Origin of the sequence: Sphaerospermopsis sp. LEGE 08334, from assembly GCF_015207205.1 — a bacterium.
GTDB lineage: Bacteria > Cyanobacteriota > Cyanobacteriia > Cyanobacteriales > Nostocaceae > Sphaerospermopsis.
Genome location: NZ_JADEXH010000005.1, coordinates 111,965 through 137,500, shown reverse-complemented (window position 1 = coordinate 137,500; position 25,536 = coordinate 111,965). Strand labels below are relative to the sequence as shown.

Annotated in this window: 25 protein-coding genes; 10 read left to right on the top strand and 15 right to left on the bottom strand. The window is 37.1% G+C overall.

Annotation, left to right across the window (positions count from 1 at the left end; genetic code table 11):
- Window positions 1-67: 67 nt before the first annotated feature.
- Together IQ237_RS04540 and IQ237_RS04535 are read right to left on the bottom strand one after the other, a co-directional pair.
- Window positions 68-838, bottom strand: coding sequence for a pentapeptide repeat-containing protein (locus IQ237_RS04540; RefSeq protein ID WP_194052811.1), 771 nt, complete (start codon window positions 836-838; stop codon window positions 68-70).
- Window positions 839-1,006: 168 nt separating this feature from the next.
- Window positions 1,007-1,192 (bottom strand): hypothetical protein, encoded by a 186-nt coding sequence (locus IQ237_RS04535; protein ID WP_194052809.1) that lies wholly within the window; start codon window positions 1,190-1,192, stop codon window positions 1,007-1,009.
- 785 nt (window positions 1,193-1,977) lie between these two features.
- Here IQ237_RS04535 and IQ237_RS04530 point away from each other — a divergent pair.
- From IQ237_RS04530 to IQ237_RS04520, 3 genes are all read left to right on the top strand, one after another.
- Window positions 1,978-3,660, top strand: a complete 1,683-nt coding sequence (locus IQ237_RS04530) for a general stress protein (RefSeq protein WP_194052807.1) — start codon at window positions 1,978-1,980, stop codon at window positions 3,658-3,660.
- Between the two features lie 94 nt (window positions 3,661-3,754).
- Window positions 3,755-4,210 carry a BON domain-containing protein gene (locus IQ237_RS04525; RefSeq protein ID WP_194052805.1) on the top strand — a complete coding sequence of 152 codons (456 nt, stop codon included), beginning with the start codon at window positions 3,755-3,757 and terminating at the stop codon, window positions 4,208-4,210.
- Window positions 4,211-4,382: 172 nt separating this feature from the next.
- Complete coding sequence (locus IQ237_RS04520; protein WP_194052803.1) at window positions 4,383-4,823, top strand: CAAD domain-containing protein; 441 nt, start codon at window positions 4,383-4,385, stop codon at window positions 4,821-4,823.
- 295 nt (window positions 4,824-5,118) lie between these two features.
- On the opposite strand, the gene IQ237_RS04515 is transcribed toward IQ237_RS04520, so the two are convergent.
- Window positions 5,119-6,087, bottom strand: a complete 969-nt coding sequence (locus IQ237_RS04515) for a YegS/Rv2252/BmrU family lipid kinase (RefSeq protein WP_194052801.1) — start codon at window positions 6,085-6,087, stop codon at window positions 5,119-5,121.
- A 575-nt stretch (window positions 6,088-6,662) separates the two neighbouring features.
- Here IQ237_RS04515 and hemC point away from each other — a divergent pair.
- Window positions 6,663-7,631, top strand: a complete 969-nt coding sequence (gene hemC, locus IQ237_RS04510) for a hydroxymethylbilane synthase (protein WP_194052791.1) — start codon at window positions 6,663-6,665, stop codon at window positions 7,629-7,631.
- 164 nt (window positions 7,632-7,795) lie between these two features.
- A complete protein-coding gene (glgA, locus tag IQ237_RS04505) occupies window positions 7,796-9,181 on the top strand; it encodes a glycogen synthase GlgA (RefSeq protein ID WP_194052789.1) in 1,386 nt (461 codons plus the stop codon).
- Between the two features lie 112 nt (window positions 9,182-9,293).
- On the opposite strand, the gene IQ237_RS04500 is transcribed toward glgA, so the two are convergent.
- Window positions 9,294-10,016 carry a Uma2 family endonuclease gene (locus IQ237_RS04500; RefSeq protein WP_194052787.1) on the bottom strand — a complete coding sequence of 241 codons (723 nt, stop codon included), beginning with the start codon at window positions 10,014-10,016 and terminating at the stop codon, window positions 9,294-9,296.
- A gap of 252 nt (window positions 10,017-10,268) precedes the next feature.
- Here IQ237_RS04500 and IQ237_RS26100 point away from each other — a divergent pair, with 252 nt between their 5' ends.
- Window positions 10,269-10,493 carry a hypothetical protein gene (locus IQ237_RS26100; RefSeq protein WP_228019654.1) on the top strand — a complete coding sequence of 75 codons (225 nt, stop codon included), beginning with the start codon at window positions 10,269-10,271 and terminating at the stop codon, window positions 10,491-10,493.
- Window positions 10,494-10,630: 137 nt separating this feature from the next.
- Here IQ237_RS26100 and IQ237_RS04490 read toward each other — a convergent pair whose 3' ends face one another.
- The 4 genes from IQ237_RS04490 to IQ237_RS04475 form a co-directional block, all read right to left on the bottom strand.
- Window positions 10,631-11,152 (bottom strand): hypothetical protein, encoded by a 522-nt coding sequence (locus IQ237_RS04490; protein ID WP_194052785.1) that lies wholly within the window; start codon window positions 11,150-11,152, stop codon window positions 10,631-10,633.
- Window positions 11,153-11,211: 59 nt separating this feature from the next.
- Complete coding sequence (locus tag IQ237_RS04485) at window positions 11,212-11,652, bottom strand: hypothetical protein (RefSeq protein WP_194052783.1); 441 nt, start codon at window positions 11,650-11,652, stop codon at window positions 11,212-11,214.
- Between the two features lie 54 nt (window positions 11,653-11,706).
- The gene (locus tag IQ237_RS04480; RefSeq protein WP_194052781.1) at window positions 11,707-11,889 is read right to left on the bottom strand and encodes a CsbD family protein; all 183 of its coding nucleotides are present in this window, start codon (window positions 11,887-11,889) and stop codon (window positions 11,707-11,709) included.
- A gap of 352 nt (window positions 11,890-12,241) precedes the next feature.
- A complete protein-coding gene (locus IQ237_RS04475) occupies window positions 12,242-12,595 on the bottom strand; it encodes a hypothetical protein (protein ID WP_194052779.1) in 354 nt (117 codons plus the stop codon).
- A 299-nt stretch (window positions 12,596-12,894) separates the two neighbouring features.
- Between IQ237_RS04475 and uvrB the strand changes: the two genes are divergently transcribed.
- Together uvrB and IQ237_RS04465 are read left to right on the top strand one after the other, a co-directional pair.
- Window positions 12,895-14,892 (top strand): excinuclease ABC subunit UvrB, encoded by a 1,998-nt coding sequence (gene uvrB / locus IQ237_RS04470; protein WP_309225653.1) that lies wholly within the window; start codon window positions 12,895-12,897, stop codon window positions 14,890-14,892.
- A 61-nt stretch (window positions 14,893-14,953) separates the two neighbouring features.
- Complete coding sequence (locus IQ237_RS04465) at window positions 14,954-15,514, top strand: Uma2 family endonuclease (protein ID WP_194052777.1); 561 nt, start codon at window positions 14,954-14,956, stop codon at window positions 15,512-15,514.
- Between the two features lie 88 nt (window positions 15,515-15,602).
- Here the strand turns inward: IQ237_RS04465 and IQ237_RS04460 are convergent, their stop codons facing one another.
- The 7 genes from IQ237_RS04460 to IQ237_RS04430 form a co-directional block, all read right to left on the bottom strand.
- Window positions 15,603-16,076: a hypothetical protein gene (locus IQ237_RS04460; protein ID WP_194052775.1), complete on the bottom strand. Its 474-nt coding sequence runs from the start codon at window positions 16,074-16,076 to the stop codon at window positions 15,603-15,605.
- 20 nt (window positions 16,077-16,096) lie between these two features.
- On the bottom strand, window positions 16,097-16,552 hold the full coding sequence (locus tag IQ237_RS04455; RefSeq protein WP_194052773.1) for a hypothetical protein: 456 nt from the start codon (window positions 16,550-16,552) through the stop codon (window positions 16,097-16,099).
- Between the two features lie 30 nt (window positions 16,553-16,582).
- Window positions 16,583-17,203 (bottom strand): hypothetical protein, encoded by a 621-nt coding sequence (locus tag IQ237_RS04450; RefSeq protein WP_194052771.1) that lies wholly within the window; start codon window positions 17,201-17,203, stop codon window positions 16,583-16,585.
- An 86-nt stretch (window positions 17,204-17,289) separates the two neighbouring features.
- Window positions 17,290-19,356: a bifunctional serine/threonine-protein kinase/formylglycine-generating enzyme family protein gene (locus tag IQ237_RS04445; protein ID WP_194052769.1), complete on the bottom strand. Its 2,067-nt coding sequence runs from the start codon at window positions 19,354-19,356 to the stop codon at window positions 17,290-17,292.
- A gap of 552 nt (window positions 19,357-19,908) precedes the next feature.
- A complete protein-coding gene (gene ftsH3, locus IQ237_RS04440) occupies window positions 19,909-21,750 on the bottom strand; it encodes an ATP-dependent zinc metalloprotease FtsH3 (protein WP_194052763.1) in 1,842 nt (613 codons plus the stop codon).
- A 113-nt stretch (window positions 21,751-21,863) separates the two neighbouring features.
- Window positions 21,864-22,655, bottom strand: coding sequence for an aminotransferase class IV (locus IQ237_RS04435; protein ID WP_194052760.1), 792 nt, complete (start codon window positions 22,653-22,655; stop codon window positions 21,864-21,866).
- Window positions 22,656-22,916: 261 nt separating this feature from the next.
- Window positions 22,917-23,702, bottom strand: coding sequence for a hypothetical protein (locus IQ237_RS04430; RefSeq protein WP_194052759.1), 786 nt, complete (start codon window positions 23,700-23,702; stop codon window positions 22,917-22,919).
- A gap of 232 nt (window positions 23,703-23,934) precedes the next feature.
- On the opposite strand from IQ237_RS04430, the gene IQ237_RS04425 reads away from it, so the two are divergent.
- Window positions 23,935-24,411: a hypothetical protein gene (locus tag IQ237_RS04425; RefSeq protein WP_194052758.1), complete on the top strand. Its 477-nt coding sequence runs from the start codon at window positions 23,935-23,937 to the stop codon at window positions 24,409-24,411.
- A 243-nt stretch (window positions 24,412-24,654) separates the two neighbouring features.
- Complete coding sequence (locus IQ237_RS04420) at window positions 24,655-25,491, top strand: hypothetical protein (protein ID WP_194052757.1); 837 nt, start codon at window positions 24,655-24,657, stop codon at window positions 25,489-25,491.
- The last annotated feature ends 45 nt before the right edge of the window (window positions 25,492-25,536 follow it).

Sequence of the window (25,536 nt, the reverse complement as noted above, 5' to 3'; positions counted from 1 at the left end):
GCTAGGGACAATTCATGAATTGTCCCTACAAGGATTTTAAGTTATGCACATTTCCAGATCATTACTCCTAAAAAGGTAAAAATTGCAATAATACAGATCCCAGACTACCAACAAAGTCCATAAAACTGGGTTTACCCTTGCTGATATTTTCTGTATAGGGTGTTTTCAGTTCCAGAATAAAAGCTTGTGCTGTTTGTAAACCTTCGGTATTTTTCTGCTCTTCAAACAGTTTTGCGGCGATTTGGGCATCTTCTAAGGCGCTTTTTCTGTCTAAGTTTTGGTAACTGGCTACACCACGGGATAAATAAGCACCTGCGTAGTCTGGTTTGAGAGCGATCGCTTGACTAAAATAATCAATAGCTGGTTTGAGATTACCTTTTTCTGCTGCTGCTACACCCCAAGCATAAAAGTCTTCTGGTTTAGCTATTTGTGCAGGTATGCCTACAGCACCTTGAAAGTTAGTACCGCTAAGGTTTGCATTTGTCAATTCTACATTCATTAAGTAGCTATTTCTCAAATCTGTACCAGTTAAATTTGCGCCATTGAGTTTAGCATCAGCCAAGTTTGCGCCAAATAAACTCGCACCAGTTAAGTTTGCGCCCCGCAAGTCTGCACCACTCAAATTAGCACGACTCAAGTTAGCACCTGCAAGATTCGCACCGCTTAAATTCGCTCCTGATAAGTCAGCCATCACTAACCCAGCATTGCGGAGGTTGCAGTTAGAGCATTTATTGGTTGCTAATAACTGTCTGATCTCTTCATTGTTGAAAGCTTGGGCAGTTACTGGTAAGCTGATGGTAAGTAAAAATGCTGCTGTGGCAATAATTTGGTTTTTCATAATCAGTGTTACAAGAGTAAAAATTCAAAAGTCAGTAGTCAGAATACTGATAAAATATTGAACCCAATTTAACATACTGGGAATAGAGAGTAGGGAAGAAAGCAAGTTAAAATTTTGCTCTACCTACTCTGATACGGGAAAAGCAACCCCACCTCTACTGACTCCTGATTACTGATTTGAATTTCTTTCTTTTGCATCCAATTCTTTATTTTTGTAACGTTGAGTTAACAGAAAAACTGCATGGTTATGTGAGGGAGTTTGCGCCACTTCTTTTTTAGCATTAGACCAACCGATATCTGCAAATAGGCTGACGCTAAATGTTAGGATGGATGCTAATAATAGTTTTTCTAGCATAAGCGTAACTCCTCATAATCATCACTCAATAACTTAATAATTTATATATAGGACTCCTATTTGATTTTTGAACAGAACTCCGTACATACTTAAAGCCTCCTTTCCTGTTCTCTGTTAAGAGTTCCCTGTTCCCTGCCTCCACGAAAAATTCATGAATCAAATCGAATCACTATATTTACAAATGATTTACCTGATTAGAAAATAACTAACTATTTAATCAAGTACCAATGATTTCAATGTTATAATTTCAGTCATTACTATCACAACGGTATTTTTACTGTATTTTCAGTTTTGCACCACTTATCTGTTCATCCTTTTTGATTTATGGGATATCTCCGAAAATTAAATAGACATCTCCGAAAAAGAATGTAGAGACGTTGCATGCAACGTCTCTACAAGGGTTCTGGAAACCGCATATTTAATTTCTGGAGATGTCTAATATAAATAACCTGAAACCCTTGGTAGGGAAAATTCATGAATTGTTCCTACATCTTTTTCGGAGAGTTCTATTGTTTAAGGTACTATATACAGCAGTTTAGACGTGAATGAGGTACAAATTTAGATCACAAAACCTTACACCAAAAGGATTTTCAAGCTGATAGCTGACCGCTGATAGCTGAAAGCTGCTGTATCTATCTATAACCAATGGCATAAATATAACTTCCTCCAAGGGATTGATGATACTTGCATTCAAAAACGTAGTAATAGAGTTATGGCCTTAAAGTCATTCAGAAATAACAGGAATATCACAAGATTTCTGTTTTGCTGTTGGAGGAATATAAAGTATGGTTATGGGTATACATAGGCGTGCTGTAGGCGTATTTCCAGATCGACGTGATGCTGAACAGGCGTTACATGAATTGAGAGATTCAGGGTTTCCAATGGAAAGAGTTTCTGTTATCGCTAGACATCACGAAAATGAAGAAATTGCTGGTCATCAAGTCCGTGAAAAAGTTGGTGATCAGGCGGAAGAAGGTGCAACAATTGGCGCAATTTCTGGTGGTGTTTTAGGTGGTATAACCGGTTTATTAGTAGGACTAGGAACGTTAGCTATTCCCGGAGTTGGTCCAATTATGTTGGCTGGTGCTACAGCTACAGCTTTAGTGACAACCCTTGCTGGTGCTGGTATTGGTGCTGCGGCGGGAGGTTTAATTGGTGCGTTAATTGGTTTAGGAATTCCCGAAGAAAAAGCCAAAATTTATCATGATAGAGTACAGAGAGGAGAATATTTAATCATTATTGATGGCACAGATGCGGAAATTGCGAGAGCTAAAGAAATTCTCCATCGTTGGCGAATAGAAGAATTTGAAGTTTATGATCAACCAGATGGGAAACAGCCAGCCAGGGATGTTATTTCTCAAGATGTCACGGTTCATAAAGATGTTACCGTTCCTAGAGAAACAACTGTTCCTAGAGAGACGACTGTTCATAGAGAAACGACTGTTCGTAAATATGCAATTGGCTATTTTTCACTGCTGCAAGATGCGGAAACTGCTATTAATGATTTAAGAAATGCAGGTTTTCCTTTGAACCAAATTGCTTTAATTCATAGAGAATGTCAACACAGAGATGCTTTTGGGGGTGTTCATTGGAGCGATCGCTTTGAGTCTACTCGCTTTAATATTCCCGATCATCAAACTCAGTTTTACAACGAACGCATCCATCAAGGAGACTATATCATTATCGTCAGTGGTACAGATACCGATATTCACCGGGCTGCAACTATTCTCAACCGACATGGAATTAAACAATGGCAAGTTTACGAAGCAAATGGTCATGTAAAAGCAACTTCGCCAGCACCTTTACAACCCACTAATGTACAAACCACTAAAAGAGCAGTTGGTGTATTTTCCCATCGCCGTGATGCAGAAACAGCACTCAGAGACTTGAGAAATGCTGGTTTTCCCATGAACCAAGTTTCTCTCATCGCTAAAGACACAGACAGCGGTGAAAAAAGGAATTTAGAGGGTAATAAAGCAGATGAAGGACTCAAAGCCGGTGCTGCTACTGGTGGCGCTATTGGTGGTTTAGGTGGTTTATTAGTTGGTTTGGGAACTTTAGCAATTCCTGGAGTTGGACCTGTAATGGCTGGTGGTGCGGTAGCAACTGCTTTAGCCACAACCTTAACCGGTGGTGTTGTCGGTGCAGCAGTGGGAGGTATTGCAGGGGGGTTAATTGGTTTAGGTATTCCTGAAGAAAGAGCGCGAGTTTATAGCGATCGCTTCCAAAGAGGTCATTATTTAATCATTGTTGATGGCACAGAAACACAAATTCACCAAGCTGAAACTATCCTCAAAGGTTTGGGAATTGAAGAATTTGATATTTATGATGCCCGTGATGTCAGCGAATATCAACCAAGTGAACATCAACGCAGTTTTGAAACTGTCAAACCTACAGAAACCGTTCATGGTGATTTTACAGGAGAAGCACCAGTAATTATTATTGACCACCGCCAAAAAACAGTTTAATTCCCATTAATTTTACCAAATTTGAGGAGCAAGAAAATTCAAATTTTGCTCCTGACTCCTGAACTCTGCTATATCAAAATCAAACAATACACCAATGAAAAAATTAACTTCATTCTTAATAGGTTCACTTTTACTTTTTAGTGCTGCTTGTGATAATACTGCTAAAACAACTGTGACTGCACCTGAACCAGGAGAAGTTCCAGTCAGTCCAGCAGCAGAAACCAGACAAGAAACTCAAGAAGACGCTCAAAGTGAACTTCGCAGAAGACAACTCAACGCTGATATTCGCGCTCGTGAAGAACGAAATCTGCTAACTACTGATCGTACAGAAAGAACAGCAGCAGATTTAGCTAGTGAAGTCCGTTCTAAGTTAGAAGCTAATATTCCTGGTGGTGCATTAACAGTTAAAGCTACCGATGATGGTACTGTTACTGTATCAGGAACTGTAAATAATCAGGATCAGTTAGCTAAAATTGAACCTTTGGCCAAAGAAATTAATGGAGTGAAAAATGTAATTGTTAATGCAACAGTCGCACAACCAGGAAGGTAAAACTGCTCACAATTAATATCTGTTAATATCTCTAAGTTGATGGACTTAAATAAGTTTTTCTGGTCAATTCTCAGTAATCAAGATACAAACTGAAATATTTTTGACTTGGTATTCTGAGTCAAGACTGTTATATTGATTTACGTCCAGTCACTTATCAACACTGTTGTGCCAGATGGCAAACATTATGGAAACTCAACAACAGCAAGACTCTGCTACTTCCATCTCACCACCAGGGGTATTATCTCTTGAAGGTGCAGAAACTGGAAATTTGCCCAAACTGCAACCAGCTAAAGCGCCTAACAGCCAATGGCAACGAATTAGCTCACAAATAGTTGACTTATTAGATCAACTACCAAATTATGTGGGTAGTTTTTTTGCTAAAAATCAGCAAGCTATCTTAACAATTGTGTTAATTTTGTCTGCCTTTGTTACGGTTAAGGTAGCGATCGCCGTTTTAGATGCTGTTAATGGTGTGCCTTTACTAGCTCCCATTTTTGAGCTAATTGGCATATTCTATGCTATGTGGTTTGTCTTCCGTTATCTCCTGAAAGCGGAAAATCGCCAAGAATTATCCCACAAAGTTAGTGCATTCAAACAACAACTTTTAGGTTAATCATAGGTTAATAATTCAGAAGTCAACAGTTCTGAATTTTGGTTTTTAGATTTTGGATTTTGGATTGTTTTCACTTAGCACAATCTAAAATCTAAAATCTAAAATTTTTTATTTTTTTGCCCTATACCATACAAACTATCTCAAGATGCAGATAAATATGATCGGGAAATTATTCCAGCGGAAACAGCAGCGCGTCAAGCTAGGGAAGGAGAACATTATCAACAAGTTCCCACAGAGGATAGAGAAGGATATTTAGTTAATTAATGATTTTTCAAATATTCTGACTCCTGACTTCTTATGTAGATTCCTCTTTTATTTCTACAGTTAGGTTAGGTAAACCATCTAATTTTTCTGTGGGAATTTCTTCTTTTACATAAGGAACAAAAACCGTTAACCCTGCTGGGATACATTTAATTTCTACAGGAGTTTTACCCACTATTTCCCCATCTATAACTACTTTTTGCGGTGGTTCTGTGGTGATTTTAAATTGTTTAGCTCGCAAATAACCAATATCATCTCTTTCCACTGGTGTACCTGTAGCAGCAGTTTGGAATAAATGAAATGTGGCAGCGATCGCACCTGTTTTATTTTCCGGAGATACTATTGTTAAATCTAATAATCCATCATCATAAATAATCCCGGAAGGTCCTTGAGCTAAAACTGAAGTCGGAGGTGCTGCGTTTGCCACTGTGACTGCTGATGCAAGAGTTTGAATTATCTTATCTTCTGTTTCAATTTCCACAGCAAATCTTTGTAAATTTCCCAGTTCTTGAATACCAGCTAAGATATAAGCTATCATCCCAAAACGATTTTTAGTTTCTCGATCTGCTTTTTCTACAGTTTCTGCTTCAAAGCCAATACCTGCTAATAATACCATCGGATGATCATGACAATAAGCAACATCTACTGTCCGAGTTTTACCTTGTAAAATAGTTTGACAAGCGGCAGCAATTGTATTAGGAATATTTAAAGCAGCGGCAAAAGCGTTTGCTGTTCCTCGTGAAATAATCCCCAAGGGAATATTAGTATTAACTACAGCTTCTGCTGCTGCTGATAAGGTCCCATCTCCCCCAGAAACAATGATCGCTTCTACTCCCCTTTCTACTGCTGCACGTGCGAGTTCATCAGCATCAACTTCTTCAGTGGTGAGATAAATATCTAAATCAATTTCTGGTTCTAATATTGACCTAATTTGATCTAATTCAAAGTCTGGATCACCTTGACCGGCAACTGGGTTAAAAATTAAACAAGCAGAACTAATCATAGAGATAATTGATAATTGATAATTGACAATTGATAGTTGTTTCAGTAATGGTCAATTGTTCATTATTCATTGTTTATTATTGAATATTAGCATATCTTTCAAATTTAAACTTCTCTCTCAAGACTACTTTGGCTGATAATTTACTAAAATTTATTTATTTATTTTGCTGTTTCCTATTCCTTTACCTAAAATATAATTTCTCAATGTGTAAATTGATTTTTATCTAACGAAATAAATAAAATGATCTGAGACTTGATATGATTGAACCGCAAAGGGCGCAAAGGACACAAAGGGAAGAAATTTTCAGAGATTTTTTAGTGTTGCTGCGGTTGTTTTTTCTTTCATTGAGATAGTCCCCATCAATCTTTGTTGTAGTATCTAAAAAAATCTGCATATAGGTAGATGCGGAAAAATCAAATATGTAAAAATATACATAACGTTTTATTAAACTGGTAGCTGCTGTTGATATAAGAAAAATGTAACTGAATGTAAAGAGAGTGATTCCATCCGGTAAGTCACTTGCTGCGGTAGTCTAGATCAATGTGAATTTATCGCCTGGTTTGACAAATTGTTTTATGACTTCAGTTTCTAGCCCTCCACGCACTATTCGTATTGGTTCACGTAAAAGCCAACTAGCTCTAGTTCAAACATACTGGGTAAGAGAGCAACTTCAGAAAAGTTATCCTGATATCAATTTTGAAGTCCATACCATGTCTACCCAAGGCGACAAAATCCTGGATGTAGCATTAGCTAAAATTGGTGATAAAGGATTATTTACCAAAGAACTCGAACTGGGAATGATCGAGAAAAGTATTGATTTTGCCGTTCATTCCCTCAAAGACTTGCCTACTAACTTACCAGAAGGTTTAGCACTAGCAGCAATTACAGAACGGGAAAATCCAGCCGATGCGGTAGTATTCCATGAGAAATACAAAGGACAAACTCTGGAAACTTTACCAGCAGGTGCGGTGATTGGTACATCTTCTTTAAGAAGATTGGCACAACTACGCCATAAATTCCCCCATTTTACCTTTAAAGATGTGCGGGGAAATCTCAACACACGCATGGCTAAGTTGGATGCGGGTGAATATGACGCTTTGATTTTAGCGGTAGCTGGTTTAGAAAGATTGGAAATGAGCGATCGCATTCACCAAATTTTACCCCCTGATATTTCCCTGCACGCAGTTGGCCAGGGTGCTTTAGGTATAGAATGCCGTGCTGATGATGCGGAACTGATCACCATTCTCAAAGCCATTGAACATCCGCAAACACGCGATCGCTGTTTAGCAGAACGCTCTTTTCTCCGCTCTTTAGAAGGCGGTTGTCAAGTTCCCATTGGTGTCAACACAGAAGTTAATGGTGATAATTTAACACTAACTGGTATTGTAGCTAGTGTAGATGGTAAAAAACTTGTAAAAGATACCGTTACTGGTTTAGCCAAAGATGCCGAGGCGTTGGGTACACAACTAGCCAACACCTTACGTCAACAAGGTGCGACTGAAATTTTAGAAGAAATCTTCACCGAGATTAAACGCGGATCTTGAGGTGACAGGTGACAGGTGACTGGGAAGAGAAATTTTAGATTTTAGATTTTAGATTTTAGATTGGAATTGACAAAAACAATCCAAAATCCAAAATCCAAAATTGAATCACCAATTACCAATCACCAATTACCAATTACCAATCACCAATTACCAATTACCAAATTATGCGAATTCTCTTTGTTGCAGCGGAAGCTGCTCCTATTGCCAAAGTAGGTGGAATGGGTGATGTTGTCGGTGCATTACCTAAAGTTCTCAGACAAATGGGGCATGATGTACGGATATTCCTGCCCTATTACGGCTTTTTGCCAGATAAGATGGAAATTCCCAAAGATCCGATTTGGAAAGGCTTTGCCATGTTCCAGGACTTTTCGGTTTATGAAAGTGTCCTGCCGGGAACTGATGTTCCTTTGTATTTATTTGGACATCCGGCTTTTACACCCCGCCGTATTTATGCCGGAGAAGATGAAGATTGGCGGTTTACCTTATTTGCTAACGGTGCGGCGGAATTTGCCTGGAATTACTGGAAACCGGAAATTATTCACTGTCACGACTGGCATACAGGCATGATTCCTGTTTGGATGCACCAAGATCCAGATATTACCACTGTGTTTACTATTCATAACCTCGCTTATCAAGGACCTTGGGAATGGTATTTACGGAAAATTACCTGGTGTCCTTGGTATATGCAAGGACATAATACAATGGCCGCCGCCGTGCAGTTTGCTGACAGGGTAAATACAGTTTCTCCCACCTATGCAGAACAAATCAAAACTCCTGCTTACGGTGAAGAAATTGAAGGGTTGCTATCTTTTATTAGCGGCAAGTTATCAGGGATTATTAACGGTATAGATACAGATGTTTATGATCCGGCAACTGATAAATACATTAACCAAACTTTTACTGCTGATACCTTAGATAAACGCAAAGCTAACAAAATTGCCTTGCAAGAAGAAATGGGATTAGAAGTTAATTCTAGTGCCTTTTTAATGGGTATGGTGAGCCGGTTGGTAGAACAAAAGGGTTTAGATTTGGTGATCCAAATTCTTGACCGCTTTATGGCTTATACAGATGCTCAATTTGTGTTGTTGGGAACAGGCGATCGCTATTATGAAACCCAAATGTGGCAGTTAGCATCCCGTTACCCTGGCAGAATGGCCACCTACCTTTTATATAATGATGCCCTTTCCCGTCGCATCTATGCTGGTACTGATGCTTTCTTAATGCCAAGTCGTTTTGAACCTTGCGGTATCAGTCAAATGATGGCGTTGCGTTACGGTTCAGTTCCTATCGTCCGTCGTACAGGGGGTTTAGTTGATACCGTCACCCACCACGACCCCGTAAATGCCGCAGGTACAGGTTATTGCTTTGACCGCTATGAACCTTTGGATCTATTTACCTGTATGATTCGGGCTTGGGAAGGTTTCCGTTACAAACCCCAATGGCAAGAATTACAACAACGGGGTATGAATCAAAACTTTAGTTGGTATGAATCTGCTAAACAGTACGATAGTCTATATCGTTCTATGTATGGTTTACCACCAAATGAGTAGGTGAATGGGGACAAAAATTTTAGATTTTGGATTTTGGATTTTGGATTGTATTTAATTACTCCAATCTAAAATCTAAAATCTAAAATCCAAAATTGAATTACCAATTACCTAATTAATTCAAACTTTCCGGATCAACACCCAAATTCTTGAGCATTTCTGCTAATTTCCGGGATTTTTCTTCAGATTCTAAAAGTTGTCTTTCAGCCTGTAAACGTCTTTCTTCTGATTCCTGAATCCGTTCTTCTGGGGTGAAAAATCTTTTTCCCTGCTCATCAAACCAATATAACCATTCTCTAGTTATACCTTGATAAGTTCCCCTTTCTCTACCAATTCCTAAACCTATTTCTGGCAACCAAACGGGATTTCCTGACAGTAGTATGTATTCCCTATCAACTAATTTATAAACTTCTAAAGGTTCTTTTCTCTTGCGGAGGGGATTATAAACCACATAATACAAAATCCCAAATTCATGGGCATAAAAATCCTTTTTAGTGCTATATTCTCCCCGATAAGTTTGGGAAACAACTTCTAATACCAAAATCGGTAATTTATTTTCTTCCCACAATACATAACTAGGACGTAAACCTTCATCAATAAATCTATGTACCCCAATACTTAAAAACCCATCTGGGACGATTGCAGGTTGATAAGGGTCATGATATATTCCCATATCTACACCAAAAAACCAATCCCATCTTTGAGACCACAATAAAGCAAGAATGCTTTCTAGCAAACCGGGAATGAGATGCTGTAATTGATTATCCACTGGTGTGTCGTCAGAGTCGGGTAATTCTTCTGAAGATGGTAAACAATGCAATGGGTTGTAATTGAGCATGATTGATTTTACCAATTCTTTTTTTATTATATATGATTTGTTTCATTAAGCTTTATAAGCTGTTGTGCAGCTAGATTGTATAATAGGGAATTAGGTAACTAAGCTATCGCTTCTGAATTATGCCAGCAAAAAACCATCTATCTCAAAAACAGAGAGAAAATACTAATATTACTGTTGATGAATGATGGAAAAACTTACTAGGAAATAAGTGATTTTTTAATCATAGCATATACAACAATAGCATATTGGGCAGTGCATAGAGATCAGGATAACATAGACAGTTTTTTAGATGGAAGAAGAGAAGGTAACTTCCGTAAAGTAACAAAAGAATATGAGAATTTGTTGTTGGAAGTAATTGAGAAGAACCCTGATGAATGTGGATATGAATTTGGCAGATGGACATCATCAAGACTAGCGACATATCTAGAAATAGAGACTAGCCATTTTCGGACAGGTCTAATAGCAAAATTCGTCTAAAGACGACTGGAAAAATTTTTTAGTCCACTTTAGTGGACTTGAACTATTAGACTGGGAATTAATTCCCAGGCAGTTCAGGAAGCTAATCGAGTATATTGTAAGATGTAAGGATTCAAATATTTACCCATAAATAAACCTTACTTCCGACCACCCAACCATTTAGCCGCCGCAATACCGATAATTCCTGCCACAATAGGATTACTCAAAAACTTAATAATTCCTGGTTGTTCTGCTAACACATCACGGAAAACATCAGGATGATTATGATAAGTAAAAGATGCAAGTCTACTCACATCATCAGCAGTCATGCGGTTAGGGTGATGGGTAGAAAGATTTAACTGCTGTTCTAACCTTTTCTCATCCAGTCCTCGTTCCTTTAATTGTTTGAAAAAAGCCCTTGCTACATCATCTCTTTCATTCGGTTTAATTTGAGAAATGGCCTTTTGTAATTCTGGCTCCATTTGACTTGGAGGAATACGTTCTGGTTGCAAAGATTGATTAAATAAATGTCTTCTTTGATCCTTGGTTGTGCGTTGAGCAAAATCATCAAAAGTTTCGTACTCATCCGTTGTCATGGCGTTAGTATTATCCAAAGATTCTACATTTCCCTGCGCCAAATCTTGTAAAATATTACGTCTATATTCTTCACTACTTCTCACTTTAATTATCTCCTATATTTTAGGGTTTTTAATTTCCTAATATTTGAAAAACAATTCTCCTAGCTATACCTAATTTGATTAGTCTGAGCAACATAATCAGCAGTCAAAATTAGTTTTTTATCAGGACTATATACCAAAACCTTCACATCCTGATTAGGAAAATTCTTTCTAAAACCTTGTACCAAAGAACTCGCTAAAGGACGCACTTCATTAGGACTAACTTGAGGAGAAATAACCACACCTAGCTTATTATTATCTCGCACATAAGCGTCAGTAATTAACCCCTTAGAAGTTTGTACAACCCAATTACCAAAATTTTGCCCTGCGGGAGTATTACCACGTTCTAATTCAGCATAAGTCACATCTCTACCCACTGCTGGAGTTGTCGTTGTCCGATCAACTTCTGCAACTCTTCCTCCACCACAAGCAGTAGTTAAAGTTAATATTAAAATCAACACAAAAGCCATCAATATTTTGCGACTTTGCTGAATTAGATTCATAATTCAACCTCCTCAGATAACAAACTTTTTACCAAATAAATCATCTGCGTTCCTTTAATCAAGCTTTTTCTTCACATTATCTTTGACATCTTCCACAGCGTGACGCACTTCACTTTCTGCTTGTTTAGCTTTTCCTTCTGTTTTATCTTCTGGATCTCCAGTAACGTTTCCTAATGCTTCTTGTGCTTTACCTTCAATATTTTTCGCTGTAGCTTTTGCTCTTTCTTCTAAACTCATTTGTTTTCCTTTTTGCAATTACTATCCTAAATTAACGGAAATATAGGCTGATTACTTCCATCATCAGGTAGACAGTTGATATAAAATATCTATATAAAAAGGAATATTTAAGCAAATATTCTGATTCTTGATTTTGGCATTTTTCCCATAAAAAATCCCAGTTTATGAATAAAACTGGGTTGTTCAATAATGGACAATTAACAATGAAAAATTTTTTTTGGTTTTTTCCCCTGGAAAGGGGAGCTTTTAAACCGTTCGGCTGACGCTCACGGCGGAAGCCTTGAATGAAACAATTATCAATTGTCAATTGTCAATTATCAATTGATAAAAGTATGAGGATAATTTTGGTAAATTAGTCTAGAAAACCCATCAAAATATCAGAATCATCAATGGTATTTGATGCTACTGGACGACTACCAAAAATTGAATAGTTTTCAGAAACTACCAACGCACTAGAACCGATGGGACGATTTCCAGATAAGTTGATACTGCTGACAACGCTGAAAGTATTAGCACCAATGGGACGAATACCCATTGCATTGTATGTTTCAACTACTTGTAAGCTACTTGTACTGATAGGACGTAACCCAGCAATGGATACTGTCCCTGCGACTTGTAACCCACTGCTACCAATAGGACGCTCTCCAGCGACTACAATTGTTCCTTGAGAAGCTTGTTCTGTATTACCTTGGTTATTTTCTTCCACTTTTTTATCTCCTTTGCTGCTAAGATGCTTTGTTAACTAACGCATCTAGCTGGTTACGTGAATTTTACAATAATTAAGGAAAGGTATTTTTTCCTAATATATGTAGAGTTTAACTCTAAAAAACGACCCTTATATATAAGTTTCTGCAAAAGTGATACATAAGTAAACTTAAACTATTAATTTATGTAAACAAGTATTGCTAAATGTTTTCTTCAGATCCCCGACTTCTTGAAGAAGTCGGGGATCTCGACCTTAGAGGATGTCGCTACTATAAGAAAGGTATATTTAACAAAACGGTGATTATGGAATTTAGTCTCAAAGCGCCTTTTACTCCCACAGGTGATCAACCACAGGCGATCGCTCAACTTTTGAAAACCATCCAAGCGAGTAATCGTTATCAAACTTTACTCGGTGCGACGGGAACGGGTAAGACGTTTTCTATCGCCGCAGTTATTGAAAAAGTTGGTAAACCTACCCTAGTTCTGGCACATAATAAAACCCTAGCAGCGCAGTTATGTAACGAGTTACGGGAATTTTTCCCCCATAACGCTGTTGAGTATTTCGTCAGTTATTACGACTATTACCAACCAGAAGCATACATTCCCGTTACTGATACATATATAGAAAAAACCGCAGCAATTAATGATGAAATAGATATGCTGCGACATTCTGCAACCCGTTCTCTGTTTGAAAGGCGTGATGTTATAGTTGTTGCTTCCATTAGTTGTATTTACGGTTTAGGGATGCCCGCAGAATACCTCAAAGCCGCAATTAAACTAGAAATAGGTATGGAAGTTGACCAACGGCAAGTTTTAAGAGATTTAACATCTGTGCAATATAGCCGCAATGATGTAGAAATGGGAAGAGGTAAATTTCGCGTTCGTGGTGATGTTTTAGAAATTGGACCAGCTTACGAAGATAGAATAATTAGAATTGAATTTTTCGGCGATGAAATTGACGCAATACGTTATATTGATCCGGTAACAGGAGAAATTCTCAGCAGTTTAGAAAAAGTGAATATCTATCCTGCGCGTCACTTTGTCACCCCAGAAGAACGTTTAGAAATTGCTTGTGCAGATATCGCTGCGGAATTAAAATCACAGAAATTAAAATTAGAAGAATTAGGAAAATTAGTAGAAGCACAAAGAATAGATCAACGCACTCGTTATGACATTGAAATGTTAAGAGAAGTAGGATACTGTAACGGGGTAGAAAATTATTCTCGTCATTTAGCAGGGAGACAAGCGGGAGAACCACCAGAATGTTTAATTGATTATTTTCCCCAAGATTGGTTATTAGTAATTGATGAATCTCACGTTACAGTACCACAAATTCGCGGAATGTACAACGGTGATCAAGCACGGAAAAAAGTTTTAATTGATCATGGTTTTCGTCTTCCTAGTGCTGCTGATAATCGTCCTTTAAAAGCAGAGGAATTTTGGCAAAAAGTCAATCAATGTATTTTCGTTTCTGCAACTCCGGGAACTTGGGAAATTGAAGTTTCTGAAGATAATATAGTAGAACAAATTATTAGACCGACGGGAGTAGTTGATCCAGAAATATTTGTCCGTCCCACCGAAGGTCAAGTTGATGATTTATTAGGAGAAATTAAGGATAGAGTTGATAAGAAAGAACGGGTTTTAATTACCACGTTAACTAAAAGAATGGCGGAAGATTTAACAGAATATTTGGAAGAGAGAGGAATAAAAGTTAGATATTTACATTCTGAGATTAATTCTATTCAAAGAATTGAAATTTTACAAGATTTAAGAAATGGGAAGTTTGATGTTTTGGTAGGGGTGAATTTATTAAGAGAAGGTTTGGATTTACCGGAAGTTTCTTTAGTTGCTATTATGGATGCAGATAAAGAGGGTTTCTTGCGTGCGGAACGTTCGTTAATTCAAACTATTGGCCGTGCAGCGCGTCATATCAATGGAAAGGCAATTATGTATGCTGATAAGTTAACAGATAGTATGATTAAAGCCATTGAGGAAACTGATAGAAGACGGGGTATTCAAATGGCTTATAATAAAATGCACGGGATTACACCGCAACCCATTGTTAAAAAATCAAGTAATGCAATTTTATCATTTTTGGATGCTTCCCGCCGATTGAATGCGAGTGATTTAAAGGTGGTAGATGAACATATTGATGAATTTGCTTTGGAAGATATTCCTGAGTTAATTACTGTGTTGGAAAAACAGATGAAGGATGCAGCGAAAAAGATGGAGTTTGAGGAAGCTGCAAAGTTGCGCGATCGCATTAAGCATTTAAGGGATAAAATGTTGGGTAGATGATTATGGGATTTTTGAAAACGAACCGCAGAGACGCAGAGAACGCAGAGAAAATGAGGTTTTTATGTTAACTAATATTCGTCAAATTAGTGTTACAGAATATCATAAAATGGTGGAAATGGGGATTTTTCACCCGGAAGAACGTCTAGAATTATTATCAGGACAAATTATCAAGATGGCGGCTAAAGGAACTGCACACGAAGCAGCTATTACTCGTATTCAAAGAATTTTAAATCAACGTTTGGGTGATCAGGTTTTAATTAGGACTCAATCACCTATTACTCTTGATGATTTTTCTGAACCTGAACCAGATGTTGCGGTTGTGAAAACGAATATTTTAGATTATGAAGATCATCATCCTCAACCATCGGAAGTGTTTTTGGTGATTGAAGTTGCTGATTCTAGTTTGAAATATGATCGAGAAGTTAAAAGTTTAGTTTATGCTAAGTCTGGTATTATTGATTATTGGGTTTTAGATGTAAACGGACGTAAGTTATCTGTTTATCGTGATCCTCATATCAAAGGTTATCAAAGTGAAAGTATTTTAGGGGAAAATTTGACAATTTCACCTTTAGCTTTTCCTGGTTGTGAAATTAAGATTAGGGATTTTTTGAGGAAGGTTTAAAATAGGTAAAAATTGGCGATCGCATTAAGTCTTTAAGGGATAAAATTTTATCGAAATAGGATTTTAGCCAATAAATTATTTAAATTGTTTACTTCATAAATTCCTTTTTTTCTTGATCAGAAATGTAACCTTGTTTAACAGCTTTATTAACCAAATCCCGTAAAAATCTTCTGAATACGTATAATACTTGAACTCTCTCTAACGTAAATTTATGTGTTTCATGAGAGTAACCATACTCTTGCCAAATACAATTTATTTTCCAAGTATCTAATGATTTAAAACTAATTGCGAAACCACTTTCTGGAAAATCCAGTTCAATGTTTTGACCTATTAAAAGCTGATAAATTTTTTCTGGTAACTCTTCTAGTACCAGAATTATATCAGGATCTAAGAAGATTTCCTTTCTCTTTTTTCCAAGTTTGATTAAAACTTTTTGATTATTTCTAAAACAAAAAAGTCTTAACCCCATTTCTAAATGAGAAAGTTCACCTTTAGGATCTTCAGGGGGTAGACAATATTCTACATTGATAAATTCTTCTAATTTCAGAGAAAATGTATTCATTCTTACCTCTTGCATAAGATTTAACTTAGTCTAAATGTATCTAAAACAGGATATCCACAATTGAATGTTCCATCATCTTTTCTTTTGATAAATACACGAGTTACATTTTCAATAATAGTTCCGTCAGTTTGATAAACTCTGCCAATAGGACGTTTAAAATCCAAAATATATCTACCTGGATATTTAGGTATAATTTGCTCCGCCTCTACCCAGTCTTCTTCATTTAACCATTGTCCTTGAGGATTTTGTGTACTGGCTATTCTTCCCCTTAATTGCTCTATTCTAACTCTAGGTCCATGATGTCGCTCAATATGATCATAGGCTTTTGTTGATCTAGGATTATTCCATTGTGGTTCTTCTCCCTTACCTCTCCACATATACCCACTTCCTACTTCTATATTAGAATTTGTTATCTCCTGTTGTACAACTTCCGCAGATGGGTAATTTTGCTGAAAATTTGTAGAATTGTCACTCAAAACGCTCTATTCCCCTACTTTATTAGTTGATCAAAACGATTTTCTCATGTTTTTATGCACCACAGCTAAATACCACATATAATCATCAATTTTATATTTATCCGCAGCTTTCACAATATACTCTTTTGCTAACTCTTCATTCCCCTCCGCTTCATAATACAAACCTAAATAAAGATGACTGTAAAAATTACCCTTTACACCTTCTAATTTACCCACAATCAAAACATCATCAGTTGTACAATTACCTGCAAATAAATCATATACACATCTCATGATTTTTCGCGGATCATTTTTCACAGGTAATAAAGAATTTCTCGCTTCTTCCACACCCGATAACCTAGCAATACAAAGATATCGCCACACAGTTTCTTCTACATCCTGTGCATTCACCGTTAAATCAATTTCAAATTGTTTTGCACCTTCCGCAAATCTTTCCGCGTAATAATAAGATAAACCCCTTTGCCACAAATAAGGAGTAATTCGATCATCTAATTTTTCAGCAGTATCAAAATCTGTAATTGACTCCTCAATTTTACTCAGTTGAAAATAAACCATTCCCCGACGAATGTACACATTAGGGTTATTTGGTTGCTTAATAATTGTTTCGTTCCAGCGTTGCAGTTGACTTTCTAAAGAGTTGATAAAAAACATAGATTTTGTGATGAAAAATTATCATAAAATGACTTTTGATCTCTGTATGGTTTTCTTAGTGCTAAACCCCTACTCCTAAATTATTATTAATTCCATTGAGCAGAACAAGCAACACGAAAACCACGATTGTTATCTCTACTAACTGCGGGATAATTGATTCGATAAGCAGAACGGCAATAAACTGGACGATAGGACCAAGAACCACCACGCAATACACGACGAGGGTGATTATCACTACCTGTTAACCACGCGCTACCATCAGTAGGCGCTCCTATATAATTATCATACCAGCCATCTTCGCACCATTCCCAAACTAACCCGTGCATATCATATAAACCAAAAGCATTAGCGGGAAAAGTTCCGACATTCGTTGTTTCTTTGCGGTAAATACCTTTTTGTCCATTAGCATATACATATTCACCATTGTAATTTGCTAAATCAGTGCTAATAGTATTGCCAAAATAAAACGGTGTAGTTGTACCTGCACGACAAGCATATTCCCATTCAGATTCACTTGGTAGACGATATAATTTACCTGTTTTTTGTGATAATCTCGCGCAAAATTCCTGAGCTTCATGCCATGATACTTGTTCTACTGGTCGGTTAGCACCTTTAAAATGAGATGGGCTAGAATGTAAATCAAATTTAATTTTTGGTAAACTAGAAACGGCTTGCCATTGTGCTTGAGTGATAGGATATTTGCCTAATAAAAAAGGTTGAATATTAACTTGATGTTGAGGACTACCCCTATCTCCACTTTCTAGTTCATTTTCTGCTGAACCCATGACAAAAGTACCACCAGGAATGGCAACTAATTCTAAAGCTATGTTATTTTCTAATTCTTCTGCAAAGAACTGTGCTGTTTTCTGGTTGATTTGAATTTCCCAATTTTTTACTAAACCCAAAAATCCGGGTTTTAAAACTAATTGGGCTGTGACAAATTCAAAGCTTTGAGTTTTAATAATAGCTGGAGATTGTGGTTGAGGTGGAGTTAATTTATTTTCTACTTCTAATGGCTGTTGACGTGCAAATGTATGGATGCTTTTATTAACAGGTGTAGTAACAGGTGGCTGGGGAAATCTGGTTGACATTAATTGCCGATTTGGCGATGGTTTTAGTGATGTTTGTTGACTAGATTGATATGTATGATGAGTTGGTAAAACTGCTTGTCTAATTGCCCTGGCTTCTTCTTCAGATAAACCTAACTCCAGTCTTTTTTCTTCCAATATTTTCAACATTACCGGAGAAAAATTTCCGTTACTTTTTTGAGCTAAATTAGCAGCTTCCTGATAATAGACATCTTTAGGGGAATAGCCGACCACTGAAGATGATATAATTGCGGTAGGTAGAGAAGCATTTAATTTTTGGAAATCCTCTAAAGCTGCTGGAGCATTTTGATAACGTAAGCTATGGTGACGACGCACCATTTTTGTTAAAAATGCGCCTAACTTATCACTTATCTGGGCTTTTTCTTGCCATAATAACTCGGCTGTTTCTGGATCTTCTTCAAATTCTTGCGATCGCAAACCTGTTAATGCTTGAATAGCAGTTATTCCCAAAGCATAAATATCACTGGCAAAAACTGTTTTTCCCCTAGCTTGTTCTGCTGGCATATAACCAAGAGTACCTGCCATAATTGAAGTCTGCACACTGCCACTACTATTGATGACTTGAGTGGCTATTTCTTTGACTATGCCAAAGTCAATTAAACAAACTTTCCCATCTTGTTGTCTGCGGATGAGATTTTGCGGTTTAATATCACGATGAATCACTTTTTGCTGATGAACAAAAGCCAAAACCTCTAAAACATCTTGCAATAATTTGCTGACATAACCTTCACTGAGTCGCTTACCGGGAATTATTTCTTTATCTAAACACTGTCCTTGAATAAATTCCTGGACAATGTAAAATTTTTTCTCTTCCTCAAAGTATGCAAATAAATAAGGAATTTGAGAATGTGTCCCCAACATTTCCAAAATTCTTGCTTCCTTCTCAAAATACTCTAAATAGGAACTATTATAGTGTTGCCGTAGAAGTTCCTTGACTACACATATAGGTTTACTTGGTTTTTGGGTATCTGTAGCTTTATAGGTAATGCCAAAACCACCAGTTGCTAATACTTCGATAATTTCGTAACGTCCACCTAATCGCATAATTCAATTTAACCTAAAAACCTATAGTTAGGGTTGGCTGAAAAAGTCTTTCCTTGAAGATTAAGGATTTCAAGGAGTCAGGAGTTCAAGGATATCAAGGAGTTTTTTGTATTTGGAAACGAGGTAAAAACCAACAAAGTGCAAGGTTTTCCTACTCATAGTTTCCAAAACCTTCCACCTATTTTCTTTGTTATCACCCTCAAACTCTTTATTCATCGTGGTTTTCAGTTTATTCATCAAGCCCTAGTTAAGCCTATCCAGATTTATTAGTAATATTATAGTCCCTATTCAGTAGAATGCGGGATTAAATTGTAGAAGATTTGACGAAATCTAAGAATTACATCTTCAATTTTTCCGTTAGGGTTTAGGGGAGTCAGGAGTCAGGAGTCAGGAGTCAGGAGTTCAAGGAGTTAGGAGTTCAAGGAGTTAGGAGTTCAAGGAGTCAGAAGGTAAAATTTTTCCCCATCTTCCTATTCCCTATTACCTATCAAAAAAATTGGGGTACTTCCAGAAAACCCAGAAATACCCCAATCTAAAAAACTGAATTAACTACTATGCAAAAGCAGCAGTTCTCACATCATTATTTCCGAGAATTTCTTGCAATTCATCAGCGTCAACGGTTTCTTTATCAATCAACATTTGGGCAATTTGATCCAAAATGTGACGGTTATTTACCAAAACTTCCTTAGCCCGTGCGTAAGCAACATCTACTAATTTACGGACTTCCTCATCAATGGCAGCAGCGGTTTCTTCAGAGAAATCACGCTCAGACATGATATCTCTGCCTAAGAACATATTACCTTGTTGACGACCCAAAGCCACAGGACCAAGGCGATCGCTCATGCCAAAACGAGTAATCATTTGTCTGGCAACTCGCGCTACCTGTTGCAAGTCGTTGGAAGCACCAGTAGTAACTTCCTCTTCACCAAAGATAATTTCTTCAGCTAAACGACCACCCAAAGCAACGGCCATCTGATTTTCCAGATATGCACGGCTATATAAACCTGTATCCATGCGGTCTTCACTAGGAGTAAACCAAGTCAAACCACCAGCACGACCACGGGGAATAATGCTAATTTTTTGTACAGGGTCATAGTCAGGCATTAATGCACCAACTAAAGCATGGCCAGCTTCATGATAAGCAACCAAGGTTTTGCGCTTTTCGCTCATTACCCGATCTTTCTTCTCTGGACCTGCTAACACCCGGTCAATAGCATCGTTAATTTCATCCATCGCAATTTCGGTTAAGTTGCGACGTGCTGCTAAAATTGCGGCTTCGTTTAACAGGTTAGATAAGTCTGCACCGGTGAAACCAGGGGTACGACGAGCGATTTTATCCAAGTCCACATCTTTAGATAAGGTTTTACCACGTGCATGAACTTTGAGAATTTCGCTACGGCCACCGTAGTCGGGACGGTCTACCACCACTTGACGGTCAAAACGACCAGGACGCAATAAAGCAGCGTCGAGTACGTCAGGACGGTTGGTAGCAGCAATGATGATGATGCCGGTGTTACCTTCAAAACCATCCATTTCAGTGAGTAACTGGTTGAGGGTTTGTTCCCGTTCATCGTTACCACCACCTAAACCAGCACCCCGTTGACGACCTACTGCGTCAATTTCATCAATGAAGACGATACAGGGAGCGTTGGTTTTTGCTTGTTCAAATAAGTCGCGGACGCGGGAAGCACCTACACCAACGAACATTTCCACAAATTCTGAACCGGAAATACTGAAGAAGGGGACACCTGCTTCTCCAGCTACTGCACGGGCGAGGAGGGTTTTACCTGTTCCTGGAGGTCCGACTAATAATACACCTTTAGGAATTTTTGCACCAACAGCAGTAAAGCGATCGGCGTTTTTCAAAAAGTCTACAACTTCGTTTAATTCCAGTTTAGCTTGGTCAATACCTGCCACATCGCCAAAGGTCACTTGGGTTTGGGGTTCCATTTGTACCCTAGCTTTGGACTTACCAAAGTTCATTGCTTGGCTACCAGGACCAGTTTGAGCGCGACGGAGTAAGAAAAATAAACCCACCAACAGCAATACAGGGAAAAATAAGCTGCTCAGTGCTTTAAACCAAAAGCCTTCGTCGGTTTGGGGTAATACGGCAATATCAACACCTTTATCTCTCAGAGTATTGATTAAATCTGGATCGCTAACTAAGGTGACACGCTTTTTATTGGGGTCGTATTTAGGTGTAACAATTGCTGTAGAACGATCTGAACTGAGACTAACTCTTTCTACTTTGCCTTGATCAACTTCTTGAATAAATTGACTATAGCGCCATGTTTCTACTTGGGGGGGTTGGTTGTCAAAAAACGCAGTCCCTAAAGCAATTACTACAATAAACAGCAGCGCATATAGCCCCGCATTTCTCCATCTTTTATTCACTGAGGTCTATCCTCCTGTATTTTTTGGGCGTTAGTGTAAGGTCTCTAAAATAAGAGAGGGCTTTATGAGAATTATGTTAACTTATCTTAAGATATACCAAAATGGCGTTCCTGTCATGGTAGAAATAATCCTTTAAGTTCTAAAAAGCAAGGATGCTTAGGATTATATTCTAACGATCCGGTGGGCTGATGTACGGTATGAATGGGAATTATCTCGACAACGCTGCTAGTGTAGGCGATCGCTGCAAATTCTTTTACTAGCTGTGGTGTCCAAGGTTGTTGCTGGATGGTAGTTCCCAGCTTTTGTAAATGTTGGATAATGTGCGATCGCTCTATCCCTGGTAATATTCCCACTTCTAATGGTGGTGTCCACCAACTGCCATCTTTCCAACCCCAAAGATTACCTGTACTGGTTTCTAACCAATTTCCCTCACTATCTATTAAAATCGCTTCTTCAGCGTTTACGGCTTGAACATTATTTTTCGCTAACCAAGGACTCAAATAATTGCCTGTTTTATGGTTGGGGAGAGAACGGGCAAATTCTGATTTTGCAAGCGCAGCTATTATACCATTATTTTGTTTTTCTGTCAAGTTTGCTGGTAATAATCTACCTGTGATCCATTCTCTCCCATCGGGAAAAATAGTAATTCTGATCACGGGAAAATGTTGTAAAAGCATTTCTGCACCTTGACGCACAAAATTCCAATTTGGTTCTGGCCAACCAAAGGTTTGTAAACTTAATTGCAAACGCGAACAATGGGCTTTCCAGTTAGTTAAACTATGATCAAGGGAATGATCATAAACTCTTAAAGTTGTAAAAACTGTAGCTCCAAAAAGCAAACCTGGATCATTAATATCTAATTCCAGCGTTTTTGATTCTATTAATTTACCACAATACCAGTACATGACAGGTGACAGGTGACAGGTGACAGGTGACAGTAACCAGGGGAAGCAGGGGAAGTTTATTAGAGGATGTTTGAAAAGTATCAGAATTAATGGAGATCCCCCCAACCCCCCTTAAAAAGGGGGGCTAAATTCCTCAAAGTCTCCCTTAAAAAGGGGGATTTAGGGGGATCTGCGGGTGTCAAATCCCACACGAAAAAGTTTTCAAACAACCTCTTAAACAATTGTCAATTATCAATTATCAATTGTCAATTATCAATTACCTTAATCTTTTTCCGGGAAAGTTACAGTTGGTACTCCTTGATTATTAATCACTACTTTACCTCCAAGATTTTCAATTTCTTTAATTGCACGGTTGCGGGTTTTTTCATCTACGTTATTTTGTAAAACCATGCCCCAACTGGCAATTCTAGCATACTTACTATCAGGGTTTCTTTCTAGAAATCTAGCAGTAGCTTGGGACAGAGAAACTACATTTTTACTTTCTGGATCATCGTATTCACTAGCCCATTCTGCTGCTTTGAGAAAAGATTTGCTTGCGGCTTGGGAGTCACCTAAAAATAATAATTCATCCGTGCCTTTATAACGCCAGATATAATAAGATTTTTCTGGGATTTTAGGCGATAAGGATTTTAAACTTTTATCCATTAATGTAATAGCTCTTTCTGGCATACCTGCATATAAAGAACTACTAACAGAAAGACCAAGATAAGCTTGTCTAAATTTCGGGTCATGTTTAAGTATGATTTCAAAAAATTCTGGACTTAAACCATAACCTATTTTGTCTCTAACTTCATCATCACCAAAGTATTGCAAAAAGTCAATATATACCCAATTAGAAATGAGGTTATCATAACCAAAAGTGGGTATTTCTTGTAGCAAACTCAAACGTAAAGCTTCTTTTTGTTGTTCTTTTTCCAAAGCTTCCACAGACATAGATTGTTCGCTGTTGATAAGTTCTTGCAATCTCGGAAATTGACTTAAACTAATTCCTAAGATGCAGAAACAAGCTACTAAAGGCGTAATAATAAATTCACGAGATAACAACATAATTTTTCTTAGCTTTCTCAGCAAATTTACCCGATTGTATATTTTACCTGGCTTTGCAACAAGTTCGTAACAGATTGACAATAGGAAATGTTTAATATAAACTTACATTTACGTTAAAATACTTATATTAAAGTTAAGTTTATTAAAAAAAACTAGAAAAAAAAACCAATATAACCAACAATAAGATTTTGATACAACTTTAACCCTGTACATATACATATACATAGCTATTATGGCTGAAACAAAGTTAGCAGAAGACTTGCAAATTCATGCAGAAGGTTCTGAAAAACCAAATAAATTCCAAAAACAGCTAAATAATCTGGATTTCAAAAAAAATGGTGTGAGTTTCAATGATATAGTTGACATCATGAAAACCGCCATAGCAGATGTAGTCGAATTAGAAATTGAAACTTCTGTTTTTGATGCTTATTCATCATTTAGGGATGAGTCACAAACTGCTAAACCAGAAAATAGATTGTTGACGCGCATCAATTTGATTGATGGTGATATCAAAAATGAAGTAGGTAGTAAATTTATTGGTGATGGTCCCTATGCAGAACTGAGGGAATTTCATTTAAGCCAAGTGAAAGAAAGTCGGGAAATAATTCAAAAAAATATAGAAAGTATCCAAAAGTTATATGAAATTTTGATGGCTATGCTTAAACATAGTCAAAACAATCAAAATTCACAACCATCAAAACGTCCTTAATTAGTTGGTTGATAGTGAAAGGGGCAGATTTAAAAAATATTCTCAGTCCGTTTTAAATCTACCTTTTTATATCTAGGAAATTTAGATTTCAGTTTTTATATAACAATGAAAAATCTATGATTGCAAATCTTCTCACTATATCTAAATCTCAATAAAGTCTCAATCAGGAGAAGCATATTTCTTGTATCGCTTCAAGCATCAAATTCATGCTCATGTAGAAAATTTGTTAATAAGGTTGTTATCATGTTTGCTAAAATTCAAAATCAAAAAGCTTTGGAATCTAAATCTCAAGATAATCAAAATATTACCAATCTTGGCACGGTAGACAAAGCCAAAGATTTACTAAATAAATTTGTTGATTCAGTCAATGTCTTGGTGAAAGACATTACAACTTTAGAAGTAAACACGATAGTTGTGAGTAATATTAGCGGTTCTAAGTTTAATCCTTGGCAAGCATATTACAATATTTATGCTATAAGTGATCCAAATTATTTTACAGATAAACAGATTGTTCTAGATTTGCAAGAACGTTACATAAATATATTTTTACAACTTGAAAGAGAATATATTTACATACTTTTAGAGCAAGAGCTAGAATCTAAAGAATCTGGAAAACCAGATGGTGCAGTCATAGATATATATAATAAACGTCTGCGATATATAGATGAAAACAGATTAAATGCAGATGGAACAAAAGAATCAAATTCAATGTTACCTTCTCCTTTTGGAGATCATGAAAATAATGTAGATAATTATCAGAAAATCTCAAAAATTTTGAGTAATGATAAATTTGTGTTGACTTTGCGTAAAGTTTCGGAACTAAAAGCGGCATTAGATGGTGGTGATATCACAAGTGATCAAGTAGATACGATTTATGCTCAAACGATAATGCAATTAGACGGAGATATTATTACCCGCTATCATAAGAAATTATTTGATTTAAAAGAAAACGATCAAGATATAATTATGAAAATTCATAATGATGGTGTAGTGTCTGGTGAAAAACAATGGCGTGAAACCATCGAATTTCTGATTAATTTTGTCAAAAATCTTGCTGGTTTATCTTCTGGTAAAATTTAGATTTTTTCACTAAAATTAATCAGAAAATGCGTCAATAAAACCAGA